Origin of the sequence: Lyngbya sp. CCY1209, from assembly GCF_035615495.1 — a bacterium.
In the GTDB taxonomy this organism is placed as follows: Bacteria; Cyanobacteriota; Cyanobacteriia; order Cyanobacteriales; family Microcoleaceae; genus Limnospira.
The window spans coordinates 1-272 of record NZ_JAJENU010000035.1; the positions used below are offsets into that span (position 1 = coordinate 1).

Annotated in this window: 1 protein-coding gene; it reads right to left on the reverse strand. The window is 51.1% G+C overall.

Annotation, left to right across the window (positions count from 1 at the left end):
• A partial coding sequence (locus LKE08_RS00160; protein WP_324702174.1) for a CHAT domain-containing protein occupies window positions 1-272 on the reverse strand: 272 nt, incomplete at both ends.

The following is a 272-nucleotide window of genomic DNA, read 5'->3' on the forward strand; positions in this document are numbered from 1 at the left end:
GGCAAATTCAAGTTGAAAATATCGTTCAACCGCAAATAGCCGTTTTGCCAATTTCCCCCTTCGTCAATCAGAGAAAAAACCAGCCCCGACAGCGCCGGATTGCGGCCGTTGGCGAGGCCGTGGGTGGCGAAGTGAATAATTTGATAATTTTGCAATTCTTCGGAGTTGAGAATCGCCTCCAAATTGGCGTCGAAATCGAAGGCGGCGGTGCTTTCGGTTTCCGGAACCAACCCCAAAATGGTTTCCGCTTCCGTGCGGGTATATTCGAGGCG